This is a genomic window from Micromonospora sp. WMMD736, from assembly GCF_049179015.1.
Classification (GTDB): domain Bacteria; phylum Actinomycetota; class Actinomycetes; order Mycobacteriales; family Micromonosporaceae; genus Micromonospora.
The window spans coordinates 1-2,517 of sequence record NZ_JBMHMI010000128.1; the positions used below are offsets into that span (position 1 = coordinate 1).

3 protein-coding genes are annotated in these 2,517 nt (G+C 66.3%); 1 reads left to right on the forward strand and 2 read right to left on the reverse strand.

The genetic code is table 11. The features are described 5' to 3' along the window. Positions 1-137: 137 nt before the first annotated feature. Positions 138-1,061, reverse strand: coding sequence for an acetaldehyde dehydrogenase (acetylating) (locus ACN269_RS34550; protein WP_421477514.1), 924 nt, complete (start codon positions 1,059-1,061; stop codon positions 138-140). Between the two features lie 23 nt (positions 1,062-1,084). Next, complete coding sequence (locus ACN269_RS34555; RefSeq protein ID WP_421477516.1) at positions 1,085-1,870, reverse strand: 2-keto-4-pentenoate hydratase; 786 nt, start codon at positions 1,868-1,870, stop codon at positions 1,085-1,087. Positions 1,871-1,941: 71 nt separating this feature from the next. Here ACN269_RS34555 and ACN269_RS34560 point away from each other — a divergent pair. Next, positions 1,942-2,517 (forward strand): FAD-dependent oxidoreductase (locus ACN269_RS34560; protein WP_421477518.1); only part of this gene is annotated, 576 nt, incomplete at its 3' end.

The window sequence follows — 2,517 nt, forward strand, 5'->3', positions numbered from 1 at the left end:
GGCGGTGTCCAGCGCGGCGACGATGGCCCCCACCTCGTCCTTGGTGAACTGGTGGCGTTTGTGGTGACTGCCGTCGCGCAGCGACGTGTCGGTCATCCGGATGTCCCACATCGGGTCGAAGTAGATATCGCTGATGCTCATGATTGGGCTCCCACTGAGAGAGATTCCTTGGCGATCTCCTCGCCGACCTTGGTCGCCGCCGCGGTCATGATGTCCAGATTTCCAGCGTAGGGCGGCAGGTAGTCGCCCGCACCCTCCACTTCGATGAACGTCGTGACCAGGTAGTTGCCCCCGTTGACCACCGACGGCTCGTCGAACTGCGGCTCGTTGAGCAGCCGGTAGCCAGGCACGTAGCTCTGCACCTCGGCGACCACGTCCTGGATGGACTGTGCGATCGCGTCGTGGTCGGCATCCTCGGGGATGGCGCAGAAGATGGTGTCGCGCATGATCATGGGCGGGTCGGCCGGGTTGAGGATGATGATCGCCTTGCCGCGCGCCGCGCCGCCGATGTTCTCCACGCCGGCCGCGGTGGTCTTGGTGAACTCGTCGATGTTGGCCCGGGTGCCCGGCCCGGCCGATGCCGACGACACCGACGCCACGATCTCGCCGTACGGCACCCCGCCCTGCTCGGCGACGGCGCGCGACACCGCGTAGACGATCGGGATGGTGGCCTGCCCGCCGCAGGTGACCATGTTGACGTTCGGTGCGTCGAGATGGTCGCGCAGGTTCGCCGGCGGGATCACCCCGGGGCCGACGGCGGCCGGGGTCAGGTCGACCGCGCGGATGCCGGCCTCGGCGTAGCGTGGCGCGGCGTCGCGGTGCACGTAGGCGCTGGTCGCCTCGAACACCAGGTCGGGCTTCTCGGCCTGGGCGAGCAGCCAGTCCACCCCCTCGTGGGAGGTCTCCAGCCCAAGCTTGCGGGCCCGGGCCAGACCTTCGCTCTCCGGGTCGATGCCGATCATCCAGCGCGGCTCGAGCCATTCCGAGCGCAGCAGTTTGTAGAGCAGATCGGTGCTGATGTTGCCCGATCCCACGATCGCGACAGACGCCTTCGCGGGCATGTGTACTCCTCGCTTAATTGGACCTATTCAAAACTCAGTCGTACTGACCCTAACCCGGTGAAGTCGGCGACGAATTTGCTGCCCGGAGGTGCATCTATCGCACGTGTGCACGACCCCGGCAGGACGATGTCGCCGGCCCTCAGCCGGACGCCGAAACTCTCCACCTTGCGGGCCAGCCACGCCACCGCGGTCACCGGATTGCCCAGCACCGCATCGCTTCTGCCCTTCGCAACGACCTCACCGTTGTTGGTCAACACTGCGTCGATGGCGCGGATGTCGATGTCTTTGGGTGACACCCGAGCTTCGCCCAGCACCCAGCCCGCCGAGGAGGCGTTGTCGGCGATGGTGTCGCAGAGTTTGATCTTCCAGTCGGTGATGCGGGTGTCGATCAGCTCGATCGACGGGGCGAACGCAGCCGTCGCGGCCAGCACGTCGTCCTCGGTGCAGCCGGCCCCGGGCAGGTCGTCGGCCAGGATGAACCCGACCTCCACCTCCACCCGCGGATACAAGTAGTTCGCGGACACCACCGGCCGATCTTGGTAGACCTGCATTTCGTCGAGCAGATGCCCGTAGTCGGGCTCGTCGACGTTCATCATCTTCTGCATGGCCTCCGAGGACAGCCCCACTTTGTGCCCGATCACCCGGGCGCCCTCCGCGACGCGCTGGCGGATGTTGATCAGCTGGATCTCGTAGGCATCGACCACATCGATGTCGGGGTTTGCGGCGGTCAACGGGGCGATCGGGACCCGACTACGCTCAGCCTGGGCCAGGTCGGCGGCCAGTTCTTCGCGAGTTCGTTCGGACAGCATTTGCGAAGTCCCCTCGTTTCTTGGACCGGGCCAGTTGTTCGGCTGCTGGGCAATTCTATAACGTGTTCTACATGACCGATCAGGAGTATGACGTCGTCGTCGTCGGTAGTGGTGCCGCCGGCATGGTCGCCGCCCTCACCGCCGCCCACAACGGCCTTTCTACGGTAGTCATTGAGAAGGCCCCGCACTATGGCGGTTCCACTGCGCGGTCAGGTGGCGGCGTGTGGATCCCCAACAACGAGGTGCTGCGCCGCGACGGCGTCAAAGACACCCCCGCCGCCGCACGGCAGTATCTGCACACGATCGTCGGCGACGTGGTGCCCGCCGAGCGCATCGACACCTACCTCGAGCGTGGGCCCGAGATGCTGTCGTTCGTGCTGAAGAACTCGCCGCTGAAGCTGTGCTGGGTTCCGGGCTACTCGGACTACTACCCGGAGACGCCGGGCGGGCGGCCAGCCGGCCGCTCCGTCGAACCGAAGCCGTTCGACGCCCGCAAGCTCGGGCCCGACGAGAAGGGCCTCGAGCCGGCGTACGGCAAGGTGCCGCTGAACATGGTGGTGATGCAGCAGGACTACGTGCGGCTCAATCAGCTCAAGCGTCACCCGCGCGGGCTGCTGCGCAGCCTGAAAGTCGGCGCGCGCTCGGTG

Excerpts from the sequence above, each read along its gene's own strand:
- ACN269_RS34550 (WP_421477514.1), bottom strand. The coding sequence starts at position 1,061 with ATGCCCGCGAAGGCGTCTGTCGCGATCGTGGGATCGGGCAACATCAGC.
- ACN269_RS34555 (WP_421477516.1), bottom strand. The coding sequence starts at position 1,870 with ATGCTGTCCGAACGAACTCGCGAAGAACTGGCCGCCGACCTGGCCCAG.